The organism is Mucilaginibacter sp. JRF (genome assembly GCF_015223065.1).
GTDB lineage: Bacteria > Bacteroidota > Bacteroidia > Sphingobacteriales > Sphingobacteriaceae > Mucilaginibacter.
Genome location: NZ_JADFBY010000006.1, coordinates 17,609 through 35,584 on the forward strand (window position 1 = coordinate 17,609; position 17,976 = coordinate 35,584).

Below are 17,976 nucleotides of genomic sequence, written 5' to 3' on the forward strand. Positions count from 1 at the left end.
CATAGCTTTTTGATGGTGAATATCAGCAGAGCATGTTACTTAATTGTGAATAAATAATTAATGATGAACGTTTAGGTTATCGGCTACAACCTGCTTCCACACTTCATAACCTTCTTTGCTCAAGTGCAAACCGTCGTTCACAAAATACCGCCCTTTTGGGTGGTCACCGGCATCAACCATATGGCTAAATATATTAATAAAATGCCAGTTGCTGCTGCTTTTAACTATTTCGGTTTCAATTAAGTTGTTTGTATACTTAAATCTATCAATAATGTTACGGCGATTTATGCTCGGCTTTAACGATATATAATGGCACTCAATGTTACCAAACCTGCGTTCAACCTCTACCATCAGTTGCTTAAAAAATATAAATACCTCCTCGGGCGTGCGGCCGTCGCCAAGGTCGTTATCGCCGGCATATACTACCAGGCGTTTCGGATTATAGTTGAGCATAATCCGTTCAAAAAACCACACACAGGCGGCAAGCGTTGATCCGCCAAAACCCAGGTTAACCGGTTTCAGGTCGGCAAAGTCAGTATATAAGTTCTCCCACAGCCTGATGGTTGAGCTGCCATAAAACAGCGTTTCGGGCTCGTAAGCGAGTTGCTGACTTCTTTTTTCTAATTGCTTAACGTCTTCTTCGTACCAATACATTCAAAAAATATCTCTGTTTAATTTTCAAAGTAAGCAAATAATTAGCCAGCGCAATATTAACATTTGATTTTAGTGCCACACTTTCTAATCAAAATGTAATGAATAGTGCCACATATTTAGCTCAAACAAACATTTAACAGCCATTTTTGGTTGTAAGATAGTTTGAAGAGGCGGATATGCTTAACATGTAAAAAAGAAACCCGCTATTTTTGCGTTATTATTATTTATCTTCTTCAACGGTCAGATGGCTGATAATCAGTGGAAACGTTTTATGCGCTCAATTAAGGGTAAGGTAGTATTTGCCTTTATATTGGCTTGTGTTGCCCTTTTTTTAGCCTGGAACGTTAGTAAGGGAGCTTTTAATGAGATGCTGGGCGCGGTCGAAAATATTTCGGCACCGAATGATAAGCTGCGTATAGTAAATGACCTTTCGCGCCGGGTATCACAGCTCGACCAGATGCAGCGTATGCAGGTTTTACGCAATGGCGGCAGTAATGATAATTTTTTTAATGAAACCCGGTCCATCAACCGGTCAATTGATACCCTGCAAGGTTTTTATCAGAACGACAGGGTACAGCTGTGGCGCTTAAAATCGTTACGCAAGCTGCTGCGCGATCGCGATAAGCTTTTCATGAACTATTTGCAGGTGCGCGAAAAGTTGGTGAATAACAAGCTTTTTTCGGCACAGGTTGAGGTGTTGAATGATCTGGTAGATAAAAATGTAAAGGCCGATAGTGCTGCCGTAACTACCGAAAAAAAGATATCGACCACCATAGTATACCCGCAGAATAATGAGGACAGGCGCGGGTTTTTTGGCAAGCTGTTCGGTAAAAAGAAAAAGCCGGCCGATACTGCCTACAAGGTGGTAAGCGAGCAACTCAATATTGAAAAAGATACCGTAGCCCAGGCCATTAAGGATAGCATCATGACCAGCATGACGCAGGCCGTATCGCGTATTGAAAAGAATCAGTTACGCAAAAGTGCCCAGTTCATTAACCAGGAGGTTGTGCTGGCCAATGCCAATACCAAGCTGATCACACAGATACTCTCCATACTTAAACAGGTAGAAAATGAGGTAGTATCGCAAATTGAATACAATAATACCCATGCCAAGGCGGTGGTGAATACCAGTGTCGAGAAGATCAGCATGATCATGCTCGGTTTCTTTTTGATAACCCTGATATTGGTAGCGCTGATATTGATCGATATATCGCGCAGCAACCGTTACCGTAAGGAACTGGAAGAAGCCAAGGAGATAGCCGAGTACCACAGCATGGCCAAGCAACGTTTCCTCTCCAACATGAGCCATGAGATACGCACGCCGTTGCAATCCATTATTGGCTATGCCGAACTGATACGTCAGCAGGAGCATCCGCGCCGTAACCATATCGAGGCCATTTATCAATCGTCCGGCCACCTGGTGCAAATTGTGGATGAGGTGTTGGATTATAACCGTATTATATCAGGCAAGTTCACTTTCACCAATTCCGTTTTCAATATGCTGGAGGTGATGACCGAGGTTGCCTCTGTTGTACGTTTTCAGGCGGAAAAGAAACAGTTGAGGTTGGAATTGAAAGCCAATTTTTCGCCGCAATTATATGTTAATGGCGATGCCTTCAGGTTAAAGCAGGTGTTATATAATCTGTTGGGCAATGCTATTAAGTTTACTGATGAGGGTTATGTAAGGCTGGCCGTAAGCAGTGTAATGCAAGGCGAGCGACTTAACTTTACCTTCAGGGTAGCTGATACAGGCATGGGCATGGCACCGGCCGATCTGCAAAAAATATTCAATGAGTTTGAACAGGCCGATAACAACCAAACGCAGATAGGCACCGGCCTTGGGCTAACCATCAGCAAGCAATTGGTTGAAGCGCAGGGGGGCAGTATACACGTAAGCAGCAGGCTGGGTAAGGGCTCTCAATTTATATTCCACCTGAGTTTTGCCGTGGCTGCCGCGCCCGAAAAGCATCATCCTGAAAATGCCCATTTGCCGGTGCTTAAAGCAGGTACCGAAATGGTGTGGGTTGTGGATGATGACAGCTTCATCCTCGAAATGTGCTCACTGATGCTTACTAAGCATAACATTAGCCACCGCAGCTTTAACTCCCCGCAACAGGTGCTTGATGCCGCCTGGACGGAGGACGTAAAATATATACTGATGGATATACGCATGCCGGGCATGAGCGGCATTGAGCTTTGCAAAGCCCTGCGTGCTAAATTACCGGCGGAGGTGCAAATATTCGCCTTAACGGCACAGGTAATTCCGCAGGAGCGGGAGAGTATATTGGCCGCTGGCTTTAATGGTATAGTTAAAAAACCATTTAAGGAGCATGAACTGATAGAGATACTGGATTTTGGCGAGGAAGAAACCGTAAGCGAGGAAATTGATATGCGCTCCCTCGAACAAATGACCTTTGGCGATAAGGATCAGTTGGCCCGCATACTCGAACTGTTTACCGATGATACCTATAACGATATTAACAGCCTGAAACAACTGCTTGAAAATTACAGCGATGAGGTGCTTGAGCAGATAGCCATAACCGTACACCGCATGGCAGGGCGTACAGCGCAGATAGGTGCCAAAACGCTTGCTGCCGATCTGCGTGCTGCTGAGCTTGAGTTAAATAAGGCCGATACGCTAAACAATATGCATACCAATAAACTGCTCGCCCTGATTATCCGCCTACAACACCTGCGCGAGCAGATACGTCGTGAGTATCTGCACAGCGCCGAGGTTTAAGAGTCGAGGCCGTAGCGCTCTATCTTACTGTACAATGTTTTACGGTCGATATTCAACAGCTTGGCCGCTTTTGATTTATTGTACTTTACCTTTTGCAAAGTTTGCTGAATAACCGTTTTTTCGTTAGCCTCGTTCAATGCTTTCAAATCGGCATCATTATTAGGACTAACCGGCAAATGGGTAACATAGTTGCTCATCTCATCAGGTAATGATTCAGCGCCTGCTACCTCACCGCGGGTTAACAGCACCATGCGTTTTATCACATTCTTAAGTTCGCGCAGGTTGCCCGGCCAATCGTAACGGGTAAGTAGTTCCATACCTTCGGGCGATATGCTTTTTACGTTACGCTCCAATTCCTCGTTAGAGATACCTATAAAGTGACTGATGAACAATTGCAGATCACGGCCACGCTCGCGCAGCGCTGGTATCTGTATCTTAAATTCGTTGATACGGTGGTAAAGATCCTGCCTGAAATCGCCATTACTTACGCTGCTCAGCAGGTCATCATTGGTTGCGGCAATAATACGTACATCAACCTTAATTTGCTTGGTGCTGCCTAATGGCTGTATGGTATTCTCCTGCAAGGCACGTAATAGCTTAACCTGCACATCATAGCTCAGGTTACCTATCTCATCCATAAACAGGGTGCCGCCATCGGCTACTTCAAATAAACCTTTCTTATCTGTTAAAGCACCTGTAAATGATCCCTTTATATGGCCGAATAGTTCGCTGGCAGCCAGGTCTTTTGACAGGGCGCCACAGTCAATGGCTATAAAGGGTTTATCGGCACGCTTGCTGCGCTCATGTATAAAACGCGCGGCATGTTCCTTGCCGGTACCGCTCTCGCCCTGTATCACTACCGACATATCAGTTGGTGCCACAAGGTCAATATATTCGTAAAGTTTGTCTGATTCGGTACTGGTACCTTTTATAAAACCGGGGTAGCTGGTTGTTGTAGTTGTTGCCGCTGGCTTATCGGCCTTAATGGTTTCAGTAACCGGCTCGCCACCTTTTGTTAATGCCGATTTTAATATCATCAGCAATTCATCAGGGTTTACCGGCTTGGTAATATAGTCTGACGCGCCCGATTGTATGGCCTTTACCGCCGTACGTACATCGTTAAAGCTGGTCATCATCACCGCCGGAATTTTCAGCCCCTTATCATGGGCGTGCGCCATAACTTCTAAACCGGTGCCATCAGGCAGGCGGTAATCAAGCAGTAGCAGATCAAACTTGCTGTCGTCCAGCTGTGATAAACCATTTTTTATGTTGTTCACAGCAACCACTTCATGACCATTTCTGGGTAAAAAGCCTTGTAATATTTGTGAAAATGTAGTGTCGTCCTCAACCAGTAATATTTTTGCCATGGATAGTTTGTTGCAATAAGGTGTAAAAATACAAAAGCCGGAATAAATTCCGGCTCTTGAAGTTGAGGTATATTGTGATTATGAGTGCTTATTTATTGCTTAACGGGACGTCCGTCTTTGTCAAGCTTCACAAAACGCAGGTCATCACCTTTTTTAAGGTTAATGATGTAGTATTCAGCACCACCTGCTTTTACTAATGATGCATCAACAGCAGTATATTCTTTTACCGCATCGCTTTTCAATGTGGTTTTGATACCTTCTGGTAATTCATCAACTTTAACCGGAGTTTTTACTTCTTCAGTTGAACCGGTAGTTGCAGGGGCGGTAGCAGCAGCATCGTTAGTTGTTGCACCGGCAGCAGGGGCATCGGTAGTAGTACCAGGGTTGGTGGTAGTATTAGCCGGGTCCTGAGTTGGTTGCTGAGGCTGTTGAGGAGTTTGCTGAGCTGGCTGTTGTGAAGCAGCTGGCTGCTCAGTGGTTGTAGATTGCGCATTAGCGTTGATTACTCCTATTAGTCCTAAAAAGGCTACTGACAAAATGATCTTTTTCATAACTGTAGATATATTTATTTTTATTATTTAAGTACGATAACTTATAATACACAATTATGCCAGTAGGGTTATTTTCTGTTAAGTAACTGATAGTTAGTTGATTGTTGTTTTGTGCCAAACTTAATTATTGGGGAGCATCTCCACAATGTGCCCTCATAGTCGGCAAAAATTAGGGTATAAGCAGCTGTTTAAATTGCAGACTGTCGCCTTTAAAGGCATTAAAATCCACCTCATGGGCTATACCATTCACGTATGCCCTGTCCGAATGTTGCCAAAACCACCAGTTAGTGCTCTCCGAAACGTTCAGTTCATGCTTATAATAATGCGCTATCCATAAAGAGTAACCATCATAATAGCCTTCAAGGTATTGCTTATAAAAGCTGATGTTGGTGTAGATGATAGGCTTAACGTGGGTTTTCTTCTCCAGATGGTCAATAAAGGCGTTAAGCTCCTTCCGCATCTTTTCGGGCGATACATTGTCGGTCACCTCAATATCAACCACCGGAGGGAGGTCGCCACTTTCTGGCTTAACATTTTGCAGAAAGAAACGCGCCTGCCATAAACCATCCTTTTTAGGCCTGAAATAATGGTAAGCCCCGCAAACGATACCAAACTTGGGGGCTTCGCGCCAGTTACGCTTAAAATATGGGTCGGCAGTGAGCAGGCCCTCTGTAGCTTTAATAAAGGCGAAGTGTATGCGCACGCTGTCCTCCTCCATAGTGCTTACCTGCTGCCAGTTTATTTGGCCTTGCGCGTACGATACATCAATGCCGTGTATCTTGTAAGCTATAGGTATATCAATATCAAAACTTTTGTAGGTACGATAGGTGGCAGGTTTGCCACTGTCCCATATCCATCGCCAGGTTGACGAGAAGAATTTTACCACATACCCATAATAAAATGGCGACAACAGCACCAGCGCCAACCCAATGGCATAAGGATACCAGTTAAAGGTACTGCCCGTTTTCTTTTTCCGTTTCGCGGTAGCGGATGGCTTGCGTTTTACCGTTGTTCGTGGTTTGGCAGGGGCGGGTTGTTTACGGGGAGGCACGGGGCTAAATTATAAAAATAAAGCAGGCCGGTAAAAGCCTGCTTTATTTTTATGTATCGGTTTGTTTGTCAGTCTTTCTTTTGAATAATGCAGCGCTCATTCTTCAAAAGCTCTACCGATTCGGCTATTTCGTAGGCCGATTTCATTCGCTTTTCTTCTGTTTTATAGTATTTCTTTAGTTCCTTACGATGATAAGCCTGGTAAAAGCGGCGCACTTCCTCGTCGGTTTGCAGTATGAGGCCTGGCACAGGCAGCGTGTTTCGGTGTTCGTCCATTGCCACCATGGTAACGTAGCTGGTATTGGTATGCTTTACATGCTGGGTGGTTACATTCTCCGATATTACCTTGATGCCGATAACCAGCGAGGTTTTACCTACATAATTAACTGATGCCATGAGCGATACCAGTTCGCCAACCTCCACAGGGGCCAAAAAATCAATGGTATCAACCGAGGCGGTAACGCAGTAGGCACCGGCATGCTTGGCGGCACAGGCGTAGGCCACCTTATCCAGCAAACCCATTATGATACCTCCATGTATCTTGCCGCCAAAGTTGGCGTATGAGGGTATCATCAGTTCGGTAAGTGTGGTTTGCGATGCGGCTACGGTTTTATAATCTTCCATGCTGATGCTATTTACCTGCCATTGATTTATCTCTCACCGCCTTAAACTCCGAACCTTTTTTCCATTGTGGAAAGGTAGTTTCATCGGCCACTTTAGCGCCTATCCGGTAAAGTATGTTGGCAGTTTGGCTCATGCCGCTCAAATCCATATTGGGCGTATAATTATCTGATGCCTGGTGATAATGTTCTTCGGTATATATCTTATCCTGCTCCTCGCCCCATTTACGGCCATGCACTTTACTATCAGGCCCGGTGTGCATATCTAAAGCAGGTACACCAACCTTGGCAAAGTTAAAATGATCTGACCGGTAATAACCACCTGCACCCGGGTTAGGATCGGCCTCAACGGTCAGTCCCTGCTCTTTGGCTATGGCTTCCACATAATCTTCCAGATCGTTTTGTCCCTTGCCGGTTATTGGTATATCCTTGCTTTCTCCGTTTGGCGATAAGGCATCCATATTCAAATTACCCACGGTTTTATTCAGCGGGAATAACGGATGCGTTGCATAATATTCTGAACCTAACAACCCCTGTTCCTCAGCCGTTACCGCCAAGAAAAGTATAGAACGTTTAGGCTGTTCCTTTGCGTTTTTAAATGCCTTGGCCATGGCAAGCAGGGCGGCGGTACCGCTGGCATTATCAACCGCGCCGTTGTAAATGCTGTCGCCTTTGGCATCCGGTTGGCCAATACCCAGGTGATCCCAATGGGCGGTATAAACCACGTATTCGTCAGGCGTAGTGCTGCCTTTTAAAACAGCCGCCACGTTATGCGATGTAGAATACTTTAGTTTATTACTTATGCTGATGCTTGCCGTTGTATTAAGTGGCACAGCCTTAAAATCCTTTTTACGGGCATAGGCACGCATATCGTCGGTAATACCGGCATTGGTCAATAGCTTTTTGGCGGTTTCCTCACTTATCCAGCCCTCCATTTTGCAGCGCGACAGGTGTTTGTCTGATTGTTGCAGATATAGTTTCGATCCCAAAAAGCTGGTATTTACCACACCCCAGGGGTAACTTGCCGGTTCCGACTGATGCACGATGAGTATACCCGCCGCGCCTTGTCGTGCGGCTTCTTCATATTTATATGTCCAGCGGCCATAGTAGGTCATGGTATCGCCATGAAACAAGGTGCGGCTGCCCGATTTAAAACCCGGATCATTCACCAATACCACTACGGTTTTACCCTTAACATCAAGACCTTTATAGTCGTTCCAATCATACTCAGGCGCGACCACACCATAGCCCGCGAATACCAGCGGCGAATTCTTTAACTCTACCGATGGCAGCTCCTGCCGGGTCGAAGCCACAAAATCGGTACCCGCCTTTAGCGTTGCCGATGTTTTGCCGCTTAGCTGCAAGGCGGTTGGCGTGCCTGTTATTTCAACCAATGGCACATCCTGAAAATAGCTACCTTTGTTAGCAGGCTCTAAACCTATTTGCTTAAACTGCGCGGCCAGGTAATTGATGGTTTTAGTTTCGCCCTCGCTAAAGGGTTTGCGCCCGGTAAGCGAATCGTCGGCCAGTGCCGATAGGTATCCGCGTATATCATTATCAGTGATAGGGCCGTTAGTGGTTTGTGTGTCAGCTTTTTTATTATCGCAGCCAAACCAAACGGCAGCGGTTAAAACCAGCCCAAAGGCGAGTGTGTTGCGTTTCATGGTGTTCATATTACCAAATGTAACAGGCACATTTTAAAAAACACTAATCATATTAAAAACGGAGTATTATGCCCGGTGGTCGATTCAATGCTTCTATTGGTCGATATTGTTCGTTGCATTACATCAGTGCTGATACATTATGTATAACCGGGCATAAGTAATGAAGCTATAAATAGTGTGTTTAAGCAATTAAGGGTTATCAGCTTGCTGATAACCCTTTTACATTTATAGTTTTTTTGATGCCTTAATCGGCTTCCTCGTCGGGGGTGAAATCCTTGTCAGACCGGGAGCCTTCATAATTCGGCTCACCATCCTGATCATCGCTTTTAAAGTTGATATTCTCCGTTTTTTCGTCGGATGGCTCGGTACGGGCAAAGTAGGCATTGGTGTATCCCGCATGTTGTGAAGGATTGTTAGGCGCATCGCCCGGCGGCGTTGAGCCATCCTCACCAAACTTATGTCCGCCCGCGCCATGACTTTCCATGCCCGGTGCGTCGGCTTTCTTTACCTCACCACCTAAAAAGGATTTTTTCAGGTTTTCCTCTTTCAGGTTATTATCATCAACCGGGTAAGCATTAGGCTTAGCGGCATCATCATTCCTTAATTCGTCATCGCTGTAAGCATTCATAACATTAGTTATTGGTACTCATTAATAAGCTATTGTACGATGGAATTGTTTTTATTAGTTCATAGTTGATGGTTCATAGTTCATAGTAGGAGGATGGAGGTAGTTAATATTTAAGAGTTGATAGTTCATGGTTCATAGCCGAAGAGTGGAGGCTATGAAATTATTTTAGTATCGATACAATACACAATTCCAAAACGCAGTTCACCTTATGAACTATGAACTATGAACTATGAACTATGAACTATGAACTATGAACTATGAACTATGAACTATGAACTATGAACTATGAATTATGAACTCCTAAAGCACCTTCTCGCGGATTTCTTTGGCTATGGCTTCAGTTATGCAGATGATGTCTTCGGCTACGTGGCTGTTGTTGGTAATTACCTTGTGGCACTCGTTTTTGTAGGGCAACAAATACTCCTTGTAGGCCGGTACTACGTGGTTTACCCATTTGTAGTGCACGTCATCGTTCGAGTAACCACGTTCTATCAGGTCGCGCTTCAGGCGGCGTTGCAGGGCTACGTCCTCATCGGCATTAATAAATACCTTAAGGTCGAGCATGTCAGCAATCTTGCGGAAATGTAATATGAACAACCCCTCAACGATAAGTATCGGTGCCGATTTTATCTCCAGCGTTTTAGGCTTGGCGTTGGGGTTATTAAAAGTATATTCGAGTTTGGTGATGCTTTTATTATTCAGCAAGTCCTCAATATCATTCTCAAAATGGGTATGATCAATGGTATCGGGCAGATCAAAATTATAGAGCTTATTTTCCTCGGCGGTCATTTTATCCGCCACCGGGAAGTAGTAATCATCCTGCGATACAAGGGCAACCTCGTCGCTGCTGAAATGCTTTAAAAAACACTTTAAAAAAAAAGTTTTGCCAGAGCCGCTGCCACCGGCTATGCCAACAATAAAAGGTTTATTCATTCGTAGTGCCGTAACTTAAATTTACGTGGAAACGTTTATCAAGCGCGCCTAATGATTCGGCTACATTTTTAGTCATAACAATGATAACGTCCTTGGTCGATTCGTTATCCGTAAACCTGCCAACCACCTTTGCAAAGGTAGTGCGGTTGGTCATCGGGTTAATGATCTTGATCACGGTGCCGATGGGGGCGGTGCGATGCAGCACCAGTTTCTTATTCGGGTCAAGGCCGGCCTCATCCATCCAGGTGGCTACGCCTTTCTCATTTTTTTCGTACAAGCCATAACGGTTTGGCCTAACACCCGCGCCAACCGAATCTGTTGATGATACCGGCATCGGCTCTGTCGAGTCGCGCACGGCTGCAACCTTGGTAGTATCGGGTACGGTAGTTACCGGCGGTGGGGTAGTAGTGGTTTTGTTAGCACGCACCTTAATAATTTGCCCTGCCGAAAGTGATTTTTTAGTCAGTTTGTTAATGCTTACAATATCATCAACAGTAGTATTGAACCTGCGCGATATAGCGAACAATGTTTCACCTGCTGATACCTTATAATCCTGATACTCGGGAATATTATTAGCGTCGGCAGTTGCAGGCTGTGTTTGTTGCTGCGTAGCCGGAGGTGTGGTTTGTACTTGCGGCTGCTGTACCGGTTGTTGTGTAGCAGGCCTTGTTTGTGTTTGTTGTTGCTGAGGTGCTGGTGTAGTGGTGGCTACCTGTTGCTGGCTTTCGTCAAAAGGCACTTCAGTTGGTACTTTTATTACGTTGCCTATGCGCATTGGCGCGTTGTTGTTGAATTTGATTATCGCGTTCGGCCTTATGTTGTAACGTCGGCCTATCGAGTAATAATTATCCTTCGGATCTATTTTATGTAAGATTATCTTTTTCCCGCTTTGGTTTTCGACACCTATTGAATCAATTACACTACCTGCAAAAACGGGGGCGGAAAAGGTAATGGTTGATATCAATAGAAAAGTCAGCTTAAATTTCATAATGTTTTATAATACAATAAATTATATTTCCAAAACCAGTAACTCGGCTTTGTTCTTCAGGCAGATGAGCCAATTTTTATGTAATACAAACGCCTCGGGCTGTAATTTTTGTATATCGGTCATTAACAATTCTTCGTAACAAATATGCTCATCATCCAACACATACAGCCATTGCTGCAACACCCCGTTGTTAAGGGTGTGCAAAGATACAATTCTGTAACTATTATGCTCCAAATAATGTATCAAACCACCCGCGGGCTCAATATGCTGTAATAAGGCAGGTATTTGCTGTTGTGGCAAGTATTGCGGTACCTGTATTTGTTTTATCAGTTCATCGTCAGTAATAGTATTATATGGCCTTAATGCCTTGCCGGTAACAATATCGTGCACATATAATTTCTTAGGCAGCATTTGGGTATTGAACAGTACCGGCCCGGTAGCGCTCAGATGATCGTACGCTAAGGAATAATTGCTCCACAGCTCTGATCCATCCGCTGTATTGATAGCCGTTATGCCTTTATGTACCGGTGAATTTTCTCCCTGAAAATAATGTAGCAGCAGCACGCCGTTATGCACCGTTTCCATACCGGTAAGCCAACGCTCGTGCGTGGTATATCCCTCAAAATTTACGTGTGCTTTTGGCAGATTAATGGCAGCAAAGCTTGTCGTTCTGTCAGCCTCGTTGCGTATCTCTAAGGCGAGGGTGGAGGTGATCTCGTCAATATCCATGCGCCAGATGGTACCATCGAATGTTTTTTGAAGTATCGGACTAAATGTTGTCATGCGTTTGCAAATATCCTATAATTATTAAAAACTGCTTAGCTTTGGTACAAACATTGAACTTACACACCTGTTAAACAATCAAAACAACATTTAAATCTTATGAACGCAAAAGAAATAAGCCTCGAGGAACGTAAAGTAAAACCGGTTGTTGACCTGCTGAATGATCTGCTGGCCAATTACCATATTCACTACCAAAAATTAAGAGGCTGCCACTGGAATATTAAAGGACAAAACTTTTTTACGCTGCACCTTAAATTCGAGGAATTATACACCGAGGCATTAACTACTATTGATGAGCTTGCAGAGCGTATACTTACCCTGGGCAAACCACCGCACAGTACCTTTGCTGATTATATTAAAGAATCGAGCTTAAAAGAAATAAACACCATCGGCCTAAAGGATACCGATATGGTACGCGCCATTATTCAGGATATGGCATCATTAATTGAATTAGAGCGTGAGATACTTGACGTAACCGCCGATGCTGGCGATGATGGCACCAATGATATGGTTAACCGCTTTATGCAATTCAAAGAAAAAACCACCTGGATGCTCCGCTCATTCGTGAACGAAGACTAATTAGGAGATATGAGAGGTTAGATTTGAGATATTAGATCAAACTCATAATCATAAAAAAAAGAGAAGCCCTGCTAAATCAGCAGGGCTTCTCTTTTTTGTAGTATGCAATTCAAAATTCTGTCAATCCTCAAATTCCGAAAATTCCGGTTCAGAAAATAGTTCTGAAAAATTCGGGTCAGACAAAATTCCGATTAAAACCTATAGCTCAATGTCAAATATAAGTTATCGCTTGTGTTACGCAATGTAGCTGATGGGCTGGCATCGCCTATTTCGTAAGGGTAGAATGTGTTACTGCCTGTGCTGTGCAGATAAGTAGCATCCAAAGAGTAATGGCCTGAACGGAAACCTAAACCGCCTGATGCGGTTTTGATAGTGCTGCCATTATCGCGCATTGGGTTGCCAAATATGTTGTAACCACCACGCAGGTAAGCGAATTTGCCTAAGCGAGCCTCAGCACCTAAACGGGTATTAACGGCTCCTTTATAGAATGTACGTATGTTACCATTATCAAACGAAGCATCATAGCTGTCGTTAGTCATTAATTTGGCCGAACTGTAATCAACATACTCCACATCGCCGGTAATAAAACCGTAGTTTTTAAAGAAGTAAGCAATACCACCAGCAACTTTTAACGGTGTACGCAGATCGTAATTCAAGGCGTAAGTTTCGTTATTGCGGTAGCTGTTATCTCCGGTTATATTGGTTGACAGGCTTTCGCGATAAGTATCTTCCATATTATACCAGGTAGGCGATGTAAAGTTGAAACCTAAACGTAAAGCCTCAACCGGCTTGTAGATCATACCTAACTTAATGTTGGCACCGGTACCGCGTGTAACCTGATCCTGCACAAAAGCTGATTGAAAACCACGGGTTACATCAGTAGTACCTTCTCTTAAAGATACATCACCGCTTTCTGTAAACACCTGTGATGAGTTGTAACGAATAGTAGCGATACCTAAGCTACCGCCTATATAAAACTTGTTGCTATAGTTAGCACCCAATGCCAGGTTAAATTCAGACTGGCCACCGGTACGAGTTATAACATTGCGCTGCAAGGCGGTTGAGTTATTATCAATAATAACATTGCTCGCGTAAGCCTCATTGCCATTGTTGTTATACAGATCGATCAGTTTATGGCCGTAAGCCCAATCAGCAAGCAGATCGGTTCCGCTTGAGTTGGCACGGTCGGCATAATAATCAGTTATTGAGCTTAATGTGTTGTTGCCGCCATAGGTCGAGTTGTTATAAAAATCGTTAGTACGGCTAAAACCCAAACCAAAGTTAAGGCTTAACCACCCTTGCGATTTATCGGCACCTCGGGCAGTGTTCAATCTTGAATAAAATACCGCGGCCGCGTTATTAAGGTTGCCGGTGTTCTTGCTATCGTTTGTGGTAGTACCCAGGTAATCACCTTTTGATTTGAACATGTCGTATTCGGGCGTAACACTAATTTCCGATCGGGTAAAGAAACCCAAACCGGCAGGGTTACCGCTTACCGAGGTCAAGTCGCCACCTACGGCTACGTTGGCATTACCAATTGCCTTTATACGCGCTGTTGAGCCCGGTTGCGTGGTTGAAAAGCGAAGCGCATCCTGCGAATATTGGGCAAAGCTACTCTTGGCGATGGCTACCATAGCCACCGCGCTTAGTATATATTTAAGTTTCATGCTTATAAATAGGTTGTTGTGATAAAACTTTATTAATTACGTGAAGGACGGCCACCACCGCCGCCACCGCCGCGAGAACCGCCACCTGATGAACCACCGCCAAAGCTTGGTGATGATGACGGGCGTGAAGCCGGTTGTGGTTGATATGAGGGTTGAGCATCACGTGTTGGCCTTGAAACACGGCTATCGCCGCTCATATCGCGCGAGCCGCCGTTGCCTCTGCTGCCGCCGGTGTATGATCCGTTTGATGAACTGCCGGTACCGCTAAGTCTGTTAGGGCGATTTGGCATGTATGATTCGGCTGAGCCGCCGCCTCTAACCGCGCCCAATGCGCTGCGCGGGCTGCCTGAGCCCCTTACCGGGCGTGCATTGCCTGATGAACGATAGGCCGAGTAAACACCCCAATAAGGTGAACCGCCCCAACCGGTACCCCAGTATGAGTAGCCTAAGCCGCCATAACCCAGGCCATAGCCGTAACCTAAACCATAGCCATAACCCCAGGGCGAGTAACCCCAGCCGCCATAGCCACCCCAACCTAAGCCCATGCCCCAGCCACCATAGCCATAGCCTAAACCCATGCCCCAGCCGCCGTAGCCGCCCCAGCCTAAGCCGCCGCCATAACCGTAATACATGTTATCATAATATCCGAACGGTGAGAAATACCCGAAACGGTTTATGCGCGATGAATAATCATCATAGTAATAATATTCATCATCGGTTGTGTAATAGTCATCCTCGTAACCGTCAGTACCTACGCCAGGGTCTTCGTTACGGTAAACGGGGCGTGCCGCGTATACCGGCGCATCACCTGCTTTAGCAGCGGTGTTGTACATATCATCGTCGGCAAAACTCTGGTTGGAGGCCAGCTTGGTTGTAGAGCAGGAACTCAGCGCTGCGGCACTGATCAATGCGATTCCTATGGTAATATGAAGTTTCATATATATGTTTAGTAAAAAGTTCGAACCCGGATAAGTTTTAAATTTATAAATTTGGCATCACTATATATTAATCTAAAGGTCAAAATCCATTCCACAAATATAAAATGAGCAAAGGCATTATTAGTAAAGACGAAGATTATTCGCAATGGTTTAATGAGTTAGTAATAAAAGCTGACATGGCCGAATATTCGCCCGTGCGCGGTTGCATGATCATCAAGCCTTACGGCTACTCAATATGGGAAAAAATGCAGGCCGTGCTCGATAAAATGTTTAAAGACACAGGACACAGCAATGCTTACTTTCCGTTACTTATACCAAAATCGTTCTTCTCAAAAGAGGCAAGCCACGTTGAAGGTTTTGCCAAAGAATGTGCGGTAGTTACTCATTATCGCCTAAAGAACGATGAAAACGGACAAATTGTTGTGGATGAGGAAGCGAAATTAGAGGAAGAACTGATCATCCGCCCAACATCCGAAACCATTATATGGAATACCTACAAAGGCTGGATACAATCGTACCGCGACTTGCCTATACTGGTTAACCAGTGGGCTAACGTTATGCGTTGGGAAATGCGTACCCGTATGTTTTTGCGTACCAGCGAATTTTTATGGCAGGAGGGGCACACCGCCCACGCCACTGCCGAAGAAGCTGTAGCCGAAACTGAACAAATGCTGGATGTTTATGCGGATTTTGCCGAAAACTGGCTGGCGCTGCCGGTAGTGCGTGGCCGTAAAACCCCTAATGAGCGTTTTGCCGGTGCGTTAGATACTTATTGTATCGAGGCGCTGATGCAGGATGGTAAGGCCTTGCAGGCAGGTACATCGCATTTTTTGGGGCAGAATTTTGCCAAGGCTTTCGATGTTAAGTTTGCTAATAAAGAGGGTAAGCTTGATTATGTTTGGGCAACATCATGGGGGGTATCAACCCGTTTAATAGGCGCGCTGATCATGGCACATTCTGATGACGCAGGACTGGTGCTGCCACCAAAACTGGCACCTATACAGGTAGTTATCGTACCCATCTATAAGCACGATAAGGAACTGGAGAACATCCGTGCCTACGTTAAGGGCTTAAGTGCTGAGCTAAAAGGCAAAGGTATATCAGTTAAGTTTGACGACCGCGATACCCAACGCCCGGGCTTTAAATTTGCCGAATACGAGTTGAAAGGCGTTCCGGTACGTGTGGCCATCGGTAGCCGTGATATGCAGAACGGTACCGTTGAACTGGCTCGTCGCGATACCAAAACCAAGGAAACTGTACAGCAGGAAGGCTTAGCCGCCCATATTGAGGCATTGCTTGAGGAGATACAAACTAATATTTACGCTAAGGCCCACAGCTTCCGCGAGGAAAATACGGTTGAGGTTGATACCTACGATGAGTTTAAGCGTTTGCTTGATGAAAAACCGGGCTTTATTTCAGCACACTGGGATGGCACACCTGAAACCGAGCAACGTATTAAAGAAGAAACCAAGGCTACCATCCGCTGCATTCCATTAAATAATCCGCAGCAGGAGGGTAAATGTATACTTACCGGCAAGCCATCAACCCAAAGGGTATTGTTTGCACGGGCTTATTAATACATCCTTATAATATTGAAACGGGGTTAGGTGATTTGCTCACTTAACCCCGTTTTTGTTTATTCCTTTTCTACCTCTTTTTCCAGTATCTCTTTAGCTTCCTCAATATCTTCCTGATCGGCTTCGGGGCCATCCTGTACTTGTTCCAAACGTTTGTTGAATATCAGGTGGGTAAATATCGGGTAATGGTCGGAGCCATTGTAAGGCAGGCGGCGCATCTGCACTAAACCAAACTCGGCCGAGCAAAAAATATAATCCAGCGGAAAGCGTAAAAACCAATGCTTGGCCGAAAAGGTACTGTAAAAACCGCGACCCTTGCGTACATCCAGCAGATCGCTCACCTTGCCGAACAGGGTGGTAGTATAACTCCAGGCCACATCATTCAAATCACCGAATACGATGATAGGCATATCGCTGTCGCGGGCTTTGAGGGCTATCTTCATCAACTCCTTATCCTTAGCGGTTGAGTACAGGCTCTCGCCTGGTACCGGGGGCTCGGGGTGCAAGCCCCAAAGCTGCACCTTAACACCCGATGGTAATTCGACAATGGCTTCGATGGATGGGATATCCTCCTTGATCAGGTAATTTACCCTGGCATCACTTAGCGGGAAACGGCTGTAAAACAATAAGCCATAGGTATTAGGCAACGGCGCTTTCAGCATGTGCGGATAAGCGGTTTCCAGTTCCTTTACAGCGGTTTCCCATTTCGGGTCGGTTTCCAGCAGGAAAATCACATCGGGGTCAACACTTTTTATTTGGTCGAGCAATTTCTGAAACTCGGTATTATCCTGATAAACATTGGCTGACAGTACCTTGATCTCGTTTTTTTGATCGCGGCTTTTTATAGTACGAACCTCTTTAACAGCGAAAACGGTGTAGTTGTATATTTTAACAATGAGGTATATAATGGCGATGCAGAGTGCGATGAACGCATAAAGGTTTATTTGCCTGGTGTACGAATAAAATATACCCCAGCCTACAAATACCGCCACGCAAACCGCGAATTTTTGAAAACGGGGATATTCCAGCGCGCGGAACACCCAATAACTATGTTTAACGAGCGGCAAAAAAACAATAAATACAAGCAAAAAACTTGTGATGGTTAAAGCTAAATACATTGTTACAGGTTTAAGATGCCTTACCTAAACCGGCGCGGCTCTGTTTAAATTACAGCTATTAAATGTTGTAACGGCATAAGTTGTTTTTATTTTTTTATGTTTGATGAACCAGATCATGA

Annotated in this window: 16 protein-coding genes; 3 read left to right on the top strand and 13 right to left on the bottom strand. The window is 44.9% G+C overall.

Annotation, left to right across the window (positions count from 1 at the left end; genetic code table 11):
• Positions 1-57: 57 nt before the first annotated feature.
• Positions 58-654 carry a GDSL-type esterase/lipase family protein gene (locus IM792_RS15050; protein ID WP_194102721.1) on the bottom strand — a complete coding sequence of 199 codons (597 nt, stop codon included), beginning with the start codon at positions 652-654 and terminating at the stop codon, positions 58-60.
• Positions 655-898: 244 nt separating this feature from the next.
• On the opposite strand from IM792_RS15050, the gene IM792_RS15055 reads away from it, so the two are divergent.
• Positions 899-3,394: an ATP-binding protein gene (locus IM792_RS15055; protein ID WP_194102722.1), complete on the top strand. Its 2,496-nt coding sequence runs from the start codon at positions 899-901 to the stop codon at positions 3,392-3,394.
• Here IM792_RS15055 and IM792_RS15060 read toward each other — a convergent pair.
• The 9 genes from IM792_RS15060 to IM792_RS15100 all read right to left on the bottom strand — a co-directional run bounded on the left by IM792_RS15060 (position 3,391) and on the right by IM792_RS15100 (position 11,978).
• Entirely contained in the window at positions 3,391-4,761 is a 1,371-nt protein-coding gene (locus IM792_RS15060; RefSeq protein ID WP_194102723.1) for a sigma-54 dependent transcriptional regulator, read from the bottom strand. The genes IM792_RS15055 and IM792_RS15060 overlap by 4 nt on opposite strands.
• Positions 4,762-4,853: 92 nt before the next feature.
• Positions 4,854-5,312: a hypothetical protein gene (locus tag IM792_RS15065; RefSeq protein WP_194102724.1), complete on the bottom strand. Its 459-nt coding sequence runs from the start codon at positions 5,310-5,312 to the stop codon at positions 4,854-4,856.
• Between the two features lie 169 nt (positions 5,313-5,481).
• On the bottom strand, positions 5,482-6,363 hold the full coding sequence (locus IM792_RS15070) for a GH25 family lysozyme (RefSeq protein WP_194102725.1): 882 nt from the start codon (positions 6,361-6,363) through the stop codon (positions 5,482-5,484).
• A gap of 68 nt (positions 6,364-6,431) precedes the next feature.
• A complete protein-coding gene (locus IM792_RS15075; RefSeq protein WP_194102726.1) occupies positions 6,432-6,986 on the bottom strand; it encodes an acyl-CoA thioesterase in 555 nt (184 codons plus the stop codon).
• Between the two features lie 7 nt (positions 6,987-6,993).
• A complete protein-coding gene (locus tag IM792_RS15080) occupies positions 6,994-8,646 on the bottom strand; it encodes a M28 family metallopeptidase (RefSeq protein WP_194102727.1) in 1,653 nt (550 codons plus the stop codon).
• Between the two features lie 244 nt (positions 8,647-8,890).
• On the bottom strand, positions 8,891-9,274 hold the full coding sequence (locus tag IM792_RS15085; protein ID WP_194102728.1) for a hypothetical protein: 384 nt from the start codon (positions 9,272-9,274) through the stop codon (positions 8,891-8,893).
• Positions 9,275-9,574: 300 nt separating this feature from the next.
• On the bottom strand, positions 9,575-10,207 hold the full coding sequence (locus IM792_RS15090; protein WP_194102729.1) for a uridine kinase: 633 nt from the start codon (positions 10,205-10,207) through the stop codon (positions 9,575-9,577).
• Positions 10,200-11,195, bottom strand: coding sequence for a LysM peptidoglycan-binding domain-containing protein (locus IM792_RS15095; protein WP_194102730.1), 996 nt, complete (start codon positions 11,193-11,195; stop codon positions 10,200-10,202). The genes IM792_RS15090 and IM792_RS15095 overlap by 8 nt, the downstream gene beginning before the upstream one ends.
• 21 nt (positions 11,196-11,216) lie before the next feature.
• Entirely contained in the window at positions 11,217-11,978 is a 762-nt protein-coding gene (locus IM792_RS15100) for a DUF4905 domain-containing protein (protein ID WP_194102731.1), read from the bottom strand.
• 99 nt (positions 11,979-12,077) lie between these two features.
• Between IM792_RS15100 and IM792_RS15105 the strand changes: the two genes are divergently transcribed.
• Complete coding sequence (locus IM792_RS15105; RefSeq protein WP_194102732.1) at positions 12,078-12,557, top strand: DNA starvation/stationary phase protection protein; 480 nt, start codon at positions 12,078-12,080, stop codon at positions 12,555-12,557.
• Positions 12,558-12,748: 191 nt separating this feature from the next.
• Here IM792_RS15105 and IM792_RS15110 read toward each other — a convergent pair whose 3' ends face one another.
• On the bottom strand, positions 12,749-14,224 hold the full coding sequence (locus IM792_RS15110) for a hypothetical protein (protein WP_194102733.1): 1,476 nt from the start codon (positions 14,222-14,224) through the stop codon (positions 12,749-12,751).
• Between the two features lie 32 nt (positions 14,225-14,256).
• On the bottom strand, positions 14,257-15,162 hold the full coding sequence (locus IM792_RS15115; RefSeq protein ID WP_194102734.1) for a hypothetical protein: 906 nt from the start codon (positions 15,160-15,162) through the stop codon (positions 14,257-14,259).
• Between the two features lie 104 nt (positions 15,163-15,266).
• Between IM792_RS15115 and proS the strand changes: the two genes are divergently transcribed.
• The gene (gene proS / locus IM792_RS15120) at positions 15,267-16,739 is read left to right on the top strand and encodes a proline--tRNA ligase (RefSeq protein WP_194102735.1); all 1,473 of its coding nucleotides are present in this window, start codon (positions 15,267-15,269) and stop codon (positions 16,737-16,739) included.
• Positions 16,740-16,798: 59 nt separating this feature from the next.
• Here the strand turns inward: proS and IM792_RS15125 are convergent, their stop codons facing one another.
• On the bottom strand, positions 16,799-17,857 hold the full coding sequence (locus IM792_RS15125; RefSeq protein WP_194102736.1) for an endonuclease/exonuclease/phosphatase family protein: 1,059 nt from the start codon (positions 17,855-17,857) through the stop codon (positions 16,799-16,801).
• Positions 17,858-17,976: the final 119 nt, after the last annotated feature.